This is a genomic window from uncultured Marinobacter sp., from assembly GCF_963974375.1.
Taxonomy (GTDB): domain Bacteria; phylum Pseudomonadota; class Gammaproteobacteria; order Pseudomonadales; family Oleiphilaceae; genus Marinobacter.
The window spans coordinates 1-7790 of sequence record NZ_CAXBDN010000215.1 but is presented as its reverse complement, the minus strand read 5'-3'; the positions used below and the strand labels follow the sequence as shown (position 1 = coordinate 7790).

General features: G+C 61.6%; 6 protein-coding genes, 1 tRNA gene and 1 pseudogene. 3 read left to right on the top strand and 5 right to left on the bottom strand.

The window, feature by feature from the left end:
• The 3 genes and pseudogenes from AAC035_RS16040 to AAC035_RS16030 all read left to right on the top strand — a co-directional run.
• Positions 1–194 (top strand): annotated as a pseudogene (locus tag AAC035_RS16040) (deoxyribodipyrimidine photo-lyase); the annotation flags it as partial.
• A 215-nt stretch (positions 195–409) separates the two neighbouring features.
• The gene (locus AAC035_RS16035; protein ID WP_339805909.1) at positions 410–1126 is read left to right on the top strand and encodes a DUF3581 family protein; all 717 of its coding nucleotides are present in this window, start codon (positions 410–412) and stop codon (positions 1124–1126) included.
• 45 nt (positions 1127–1171) lie between these two features.
• A complete protein-coding gene (locus AAC035_RS16030) occupies positions 1172–2149 on the top strand; it encodes a quinone oxidoreductase (RefSeq protein WP_339805907.1) in 978 nt (325 codons plus the stop codon).
• Between the two features lie 54 nt (positions 2150–2203).
• On the opposite strand, the gene AAC035_RS16025 is transcribed toward AAC035_RS16030, so the two are convergent.
• The 5 genes from AAC035_RS16025 to AAC035_RS16005 all read right to left on the bottom strand — a co-directional run bounded on the left by AAC035_RS16025 (position 2204) and on the right by AAC035_RS16005 (position 7702).
• A tRNA-Sec gene (locus AAC035_RS16025) sits at positions 2204–2299 on the bottom strand.
• A 5-nt stretch (positions 2300–2304) separates the two neighbouring features.
• On the bottom strand, positions 2305–4275 hold the full coding sequence (gene selB, locus AAC035_RS16020; RefSeq protein ID WP_339805905.1) for a selenocysteine-specific translation elongation factor: 1971 nt from the start codon (positions 4273–4275) through the stop codon (positions 2305–2307).
• The gene (selA, locus tag AAC035_RS16015; RefSeq protein WP_339805903.1) at positions 4272–5711 is read right to left on the bottom strand and encodes an L-seryl-tRNA(Sec) selenium transferase; all 1440 of its coding nucleotides are present in this window, start codon (positions 5709–5711) and stop codon (positions 4272–4274) included. Before selA ends, selB begins: the two co-directional genes overlap by 4 nt.
• 33 nt (positions 5712–5744) lie before the next feature.
• Complete coding sequence (locus AAC035_RS16010; RefSeq protein ID WP_339805900.1) at positions 5745–6272, bottom strand: UGSC family (seleno)protein; 528 nt, start codon at positions 6270–6272, stop codon at positions 5745–5747.
• Positions 6269–7702 carry a thioredoxin family protein gene (locus AAC035_RS16005; RefSeq protein ID WP_339805898.1) on the bottom strand — a complete coding sequence of 478 codons (1434 nt, stop codon included), beginning with the start codon at positions 7700–7702 and terminating at the stop codon, positions 6269–6271. Before AAC035_RS16005 ends, AAC035_RS16010 begins: the two co-directional genes overlap by 4 nt.
• Between the last annotated feature and the right edge of the window lie 88 nt (positions 7703–7790).

The window sequence follows — 7790 nt, the reverse complement described above, 5'->3', positions numbered from 1 at the left end:
GTGACCATGAGCAGGCTGCCCGGGCGGCGCGCAAAGCCATCGGTGAGTTCTACCAGCAGCAGGTTCGCGCGGAAGAAACCCGGCGGGTGTTGAAACGCCACGGCAGTCGTAAGGGTCCGGTTCAGCGGCGCCCCGGACCACCCGGCACCAGGAAGGCAGCGGCAGACTCATCCCAGCTGTCCCTGTTTGACTGACGCCGCCTTCCCTGCCCGCCACCTGACCGGTTAAACAATGTTCATGGATTTTCGCTGATGGAGGCCACGACCCCCGGTTTTCGGTATGATGACGAAATTATCGCTTGCGGGAACATTCCGCGTAACCGTTAACATCCGCTGCAGGTTCCATTTCCGGCGTTTCAGACAGCCGTAACGCCGGGCGCAGCTAAATTGCAGGTTTGAACAAACACATTATGTTTCTCGACAAATTCCATTCGGTCAATCAGGGTCGCATTGTCGTCAGTGCTACCCAGGCAAGCCAGTTCGCAAAAGACATCGCAGGCGACTACAACCCGATCCATAATCCGGATGCCCGCCGCTTCTGTGTACCTGGTGACCTGTTGTTTGCCCTGATACTTGACCGTTTTGGCCTCTATCAGAACATGACGTTCAAATTCCGCAGTCTGCTGGGCCCTGATGTCCCCCTGGAACTCAATAACAGCGATGGCCTGATTCAGGTAACCGATGCGGCGGGCAAGGTTTACCTTGAAGCCACCTGTGATGGCGACATGACCGAAGACCGGAAGCTTATTGAAGAGGTTACCCGCTGCTACGTCGCTGCCTCCGGCACCAATTTCCCCCATACCCTGAAGCCGCTGATGGAATCCAACGGCGTGATGTTCAATCCCCAGCGTCCAATGATTATCTATGAGAGCATGAGCCTTGCCCTGAGCGATCTGAATATCGAATCCCCGGGCCTGAAAACCGGACACTCGTCCCTGGCGGTGAACGGCAAGCGCGCCACGGCCAGCCTGGAATATCAGCTGACATCAGCTGACAAGAGTGTCGGAACGGTCGAGAAAACCCTCGTTATCACCGGCGTGCGGGAATACGACGGTAGTGCCATGGACGATATCATTACCCAGTTCTATGAGCTCCAGGCAGAGTACAAGGCGGCAAGAGACACCTGAAGTCTTGCCTCCTGAAAACCCACAACAACAAGAGAGCAGCCCAGCATGAGCAAAGCCATACGAATCAGCCATACCGGTGGACCGGAAGTTCTTGAGTGGGTCGACGTGCCAGAGCGAGAGCCGGCCGCCGGTGAAGTCCGTATCCGCAACCACGCGGTGGGCCTCAACTACATCGACATCTATTTTCGCGAAGGCGTATATCCCGTACCTGCGCTGCCCGCCGGGCTTGGCATGGAAGGCGCGGGAGTCATCGAGGCGACCGGTGCCGGCGTTGATACCTTCAAGGTGGGCGATCGCGTTGCCTATGGCCAGGGCCCGCTGGGCGCTTACGCTGAACAGCACTATGTACCGGCGGCCAAAGTAATCGCCCTGCCGGACGACATCGACTTTGAAACCGCCGCTGCGGTGATGCTCAAGGGCCTGACCGTGCAGTATCTGTTTCGTCAGACTTATCCACTGCAGTCTGGCCAGACCATTCTGTTCCACGCCGCCGCCGGTGGAGTCGGCCTGATTGCCTGCCAGTGGGCAAAGGCCCTGGGGGTCAAACTGATCGGCACAGTGAGCAGTCCTGAAAAGGCAGCGCTGGCGAAACAGAACGGAGCCTGGGAGACCATCAACTACAAGCAGGAAAATATCGTCGAGCGGGTGCGGGAACTGACGGACGGCGCCAGGGTGCCCGTGGTGTATGACTCTGTCGGCAAGGACACCTGGCTTACCTCACTGGATTGTCTTCAAACCCGGGGGCTGATGGTCAGCTACGGCAACACCACCGGACCGGTAGACGGCATCAACATCGGTATCCTGAACCAGAAAGGCTCACTTTACGCCACCCGACCCAGCCTGGCCGGCTACGCCGATACCCGCCCAAGGTACGAAGCCATGTGCAGCGAGCTGTTTGACATGCTCTCCAGCGGAGCCATCAAGGTCGACATCAACCAGCGCTACCCGTTGGCTGACGCCGCCAGGGCACAGCAGGCACTGGCCAGTGGCCAGACCACCGGATCGACGGTGCTGTTGCCGTAACCGCATGACGGGAGGGCTTCTGCCCTCCCTGACCGGTCGATCCGGGTAGTAAAATGGCGGAAGGGTATGGGAGTCGAACCCACCAGGCACGCGTTGCGCACCTCACCGGATTTGAAGTCCGGGCGCTCCACCGGGAAGCGATCCCCTTCCATTTGTTACGACGCAGCAGTGTAACCCTTTTTACTGCGATTTGAGAAAGTTGCTGACGTCTGCTGCCGATAGGCCGGCTGCAGGCGGCGCTCTTCGTTGATAAACGCGGTAACCCCGGCCCGGTCCAGATATTCCAGTACGCTCACTGTGAGCCGGCGACCGATGCCGGAGGCGTCACGATAAGTGCGGGCATCAAAAGCGCCGGTGGGGGACGCTTCCGCCAGGGCCACGGCCACCGACGCCAGTTCGGCCACGGTTTCCGGACGATAGAAACGGTTTGGGGCCACCGCAATCAGGCGCCCAAGTGTATGCATCCGTTCGAGGAATAACTGCATCTGCTCCCTTGGCAGATCCAGAGCCTCCGCCAGCTCACCAACAATGGGTGGTTTCAGGCCGCTGCCTTCCAGCTGCGCCAGGACCTGATCCAGCAGTTCCTTATCGGAATCCGCAAGCTGTGGCTGATGGCCGGGACGATGAAAGCGGAAACCATTACGGGCGATAGCGCCGCTATCCAGCAGGGTTTGCAGCAGCCGGTGGCTGACCACCTGATCCAGAAGGACAGCCGGCAAGCGGGTGAGCTCCGGCTCGCTTGGGCCAATCCGATCCGGGTAATCCCGATGCCACTGATCCAGCCGCTTGAGTAATTCAGTCTGTAGCTGCTCCCAGCGATCCGGCGCCATGGCCAGCTCACCAGCGGACGCCTGCAGCACCACGAGGTTGAGGCTTTTGGTCAGCTGATCGAGGCGCTGTCCGGGCAGATTACCGGCCCGGGCAAAACGCTCCAGAGCTAACCCTTCGGGATGGGCCTGCAGGCAGGCCTCCAGTCGCCGTTGCGGATCGTCCGTGGCGGACAGCACTCGCAGCAATTCCAGCCGGCGGCCACCAGATCGGCCCCGGCCCACACCGAAGGGATCCACCACCCGGCCGCCGCCGATGGTCTGGTTCAGGGCCGGGTCCCTCAGGATCAGGCGATCACCCATGCAGCTCTGCACCGGTTGTTCCAGCAGCAGCTGGACCAGCCCGCAGTCCCGGTCCGTTGCCGGCGACAGCACTACCGCACGGGCACTGCGTACAGCTGCGCCCAGATGTACCTGAAACGTGCCACGGTGCAGCCGCATGTCCGGCAACAGCGTAAGGGCAACCTCCAGACGGTCAGTGGCCTGGTGCAGCCAGGGCGCGACCAGCCAGTCTCCCCGGTGAACCCTATCGGACCCGACCTCTCCGGCCAGATTGACGGCGCAGCGCTGACCCGCCTGCACCTGCGCAACACTCTCGCCGTGAACCTGCAGACCACGAACCCGGGCCGGCAAACCCGCAGGTGACACCAGCAGACGATCGTCCACAGCAAGAACGCCTGCAATCAGGGTGCCGGTCACCACACAGCCACTGCCCTTCACCGAAAAACTGCGATCCACCAGAAGCCGCTGGCCAGCAGCCGGTTGTGCATCAGCGGACGTAACAGAGTGCCCGGCGTGGTCTTCAGCACTTGCTCCGAGCCACGCCAACAGGGCCGGCACGCCCTCTCCGGTCAGGCCTGAGACTGGAAAAACCGGTGCCTCACACAGCCCCGTGCCCGCCAGCATTTCGGCCAACTCATGACGGACTTCCTCCACACGACCGGCATTCACCCGGTCCGTTCTGGTGAGCACAACAACGCCCTCGGTCACCCCCAGCAACTGCAGAATCGCCAGATGCTCACGGGTCTGGGGCATGGGCCCGTCATCCGCGGCCACTACCAGCATCACCGCATCGACAGCGGCGACTCCCGCCACCATGTTGCGAATGAACTTTTCATGGCCGGGCACGTCCACGAAACCCAGCCAGTGCCCGGCCGCAGATCGCATCCAGGCGAAGCCCAGGTCAATGGTCAGTCCCCGCCGTTTCTCCTCCGCCAGGCGGTCAGTATCCTGCCCGGTCAGAGCCCGGATCAGGGTGGTCTTGCCATGATCCACATGGCCGGCTGTGGCGATGATCACGGGCGGGACGCCTCCGCCGTCTCCAGCTGGGCAACAAAATCCTCCGCTGTTTCCAGGCATCGGCAATCCAGCAGCAGCGTCTCCTCCGAGATCCGGCCGATAACCGGTATGGGGAGTTGCCGAAGCCGGTGCGCCAGCCCTTTCAGGGCCCGGTTCCGTTGCTTTTTATTCGGCGCCAGCGGCCTGAAGCAAAGCGCCGCACTTGGCAGCAGGTCCAGCGGCAGAGACCCGCTGCCGATCTGACTTTTAACAGCAACCACGTCCACCTGCCACGGCTCACCAGCCCAACGGGCAGCCGCCGCCAGCAGCGACTCTGCCAGCTCGCGGATCCGGGTTTCGGTTCGGGTCAGCAGTCGCAGTGCCGGTACCCGCTCGACCACCTGCGCCGGATTTCCGTAGAGCCGCAGCACCGCTTCCAGAGCCGCCAGAGTCTGCTTGTCGCAGCGCATGGCCCGCTTCATGGGGTTCTTTTTGATCTTCGCGACAAGGTCCGCCCGCCCGGCGATAATCCCTGCCTGGGGACCGCCCAGCAGCTTGTCGCCACTGAACGTTACCAGGTCTGCGCCGCTGTCCAGGGTTTCCCGCACGGTGGGTTCCCGGGGCAGGCCCAGGGGCACCAGGTCGATCAGACTGCCGCTGCCCAGATCCACCACCAACGGGCACTGATGTTCCTGTGCAATGGCCGCCAGTTCAGGCTCTGCCACCTCGGCGGTAAATCCTTCCACCCGGTAATTGCTGGTGTAGGCCTTCAGTAACAGGGCGGTACGGTCGCTGATGGCCTCACGATAATCCCGTGGATGAGTGCGGTTGGTGGTGCCCACCTCCCGCAGCTTGCAGCCGGCCCGGGCCATGATGTCCGGCAACCGGAAGGCGCCGCCAATTTCGATCAGTTCGCCTCTGGAGACGATGACTTCCCGCCTCTGGGCCAGACTGTTCAGGGTCAGCAGCACCGCAGCGGCGTTGTTGTTGACCACGGTGGCCGCTTCCGCCCCGGTCAGCCGACAGATCCAGGCGGCCACATGGTCGTCCCGGTCGCCGCGTTTGCCGGTGGTCAGGTCAAACTCGAGATTGCTGGCACCGGAAGCCACCGCCACCATGGCATCGATGGCTTCCCGGGGCAGCGGCGCCCGGCCAAGATTGGTGTGCAGTACCGTGCCGGTCAGGTTGAACACGGCTTTCATGGAGGGAGCGATCAGAGCCAGCAGGTGCTGCTCGACGGCGGCACTCAAAGCCTGATCATCCAGCGGCTGTTCACTTTGCCGCCACCTGTCCAGCACCGTTCGAATGGCTTCAACGACCAGCGGCCGACCGTGGGTGTCAGCCAGATGATGAACCGCTGGCCAGGCCAGAATCCGGTCCACAGAGGGGGGATGCATGCTGCCAACGGCTGCCTTGGGTGCAGCCTGATGAGCGGGAGATTTCCCGGAATCGTTCATGGGTACCGCCGTCCCTGGCGGTGACCAGGGTTTCTAATCGGATTGAGTCAGCGCTCTGACAATTTCATCCAGAGCATCGTCAGCCATGGCTCGCATTTCGTCGTCGGTACGATCCTGTACCGGATGACCAACAAACACCATGGCAGGCTCGAACCCCAGGGTTTTCGACTGCGCTGCAGCCGCCTGGACAAACTCGCCTGAAGCAATACCTACGCCTGGGATGTTCCGGCTTTCAAGATCCGCGATGTCATGTGTACAACACGACGTGCAGGAGCCTCAATCAGCCAGACCTTCCACCACCAGGTCCACTTCCGCTGCAATCTGCTGTTTCAGCGCAGTGGGAGCGACCCGGGTAAACGTGGGTTTACTGTAACGTTTGACGGTTACGCTCAGTTCGCCGAGACGTTCCTCAAGCCGGTCAAGGAACACGTTTCCTCTGGGCTTGGAAATGTCCAGCAAGCCGACGGTTTTACCCGCCAGACTCTGCGGACGGGCGAGCCGGGCCCGCACAGCCGGCGCAAACTCGCCGGTGGGGTCCAGCATCACACTGGTTTGACTCATACCTTCACCTCTCTGGTTACAGGAATGGAACCAACCGGGCCAGAGGCGGCCCAGCCGGCAATCACGGCTGAAAACAGGCCAGCGGTACCGCCAGCCCGGACAATCAACAAGCCACCGGGGCGGAACTTTCTCACGGTCTTGTCACGGAAACTCTCCGGGACGCCTTCGGCGATACCGCCGGCCCCGGCTACCATTTCTTCACCGGGGAACTGCAGCAGTTTTTCCAGCTCTTCCAGCAGGCGGGCTTTGGACCAGCCGGCTTCGATAAATACCCGGCTGTGTTCCGGCGACACCACCAGCACGGCATCGCCCGCCATGGCCATCTTGTGATGATCCACCGCACGCAAGGCATGGGCAAAGCTCAGGGCCAGGGATTCCGGATGGCGGGACTTCTGGTCCACAATGCCCTGCACACCTTCGCCGGCAAACAGGGTCACTGCCGACTTGCCTTCGGCAATGCCACGCTCCTGAGCCAGGGGCAGCCATTCGCTGTCTTCCGCCTCTGCGAAGCAGAAGGTGTACTTGCCCGGGGTACCCAGTGTCGAGCGGTCAATTTCACCGGGTCGACCACCGCCCACGTTACGAACGATCAGCTGCAAGGCCCGGCCAATGGTAGCGTTGGCCCGGTTACCCTGACCCAGCGCGTTGACCCCGGAATTCATCCCAATGGCCCGGGTAACCGGCCCGTTTGCGATGATCATTGGGCTGCAGAACATGGTGGTACACAGTACGCCGTGGAGACCAAACTCCTCTGTCAGTGCCGCTTCAAGCGCCGCCAGCAATACTGGCATGTACTCCGGCTTGCAGCCGGCCATGACCGCGTTCACGGCCACCTTCTCAACGGTGCAGCGCGCCAGGTCCGGTGGCACCAGTCCCAGCTCTTCAGCCGGGTCCCGGTCTGTCCCACCAAGCATTCTTAACACCCGTTGCGGTGTCGGCGGCACCACCGGCAGGCCATCGCTCCAGCCACGCTCATAGCAGGCTTCAATCAGATCTTCAGCATCGGTTTCGATGGACCGGGACGAGAGCTTTGTGGTGCCGAAGGCCAGTTCGAGATTTTCGGCAATTCCGGGTTCCAGGGTTTTCGAGCCGCAGCCAGGACGCATTACCGGCAAGTCAGCGCCCAGATCAGCAACCCCGGACAGGCGCTGCCAGTCTTCCCGGTGCCAGCCATAGGTCCGTTCAACCTCCCGTCCCTGTTCGACACGGATCAGCGTCGGCACAAACTCGATATTGAGACGGAAGGAATGTTCGAGGGTTTCGTCATGGCTGGCGCCGGACACACCAGTGCCGAAGGACGGATCATCCTGGGAATAGACAGTCAGCGGCCCCGCCTGCCGATCAAGCACTGCCAGCAGGGGTTCGATCAGCTGACAGGTCGGGCAGTCGCGCTTGGCAACAACAATAAGGCCATCTGGCAACTTGGTCATGATTCAGTTTCCGCCCGGTATCCGGGTCTGCTTATTGAGGGTTCAGACAGAATAGACACACCACAGACCATTGTCGACCGTCACTAGT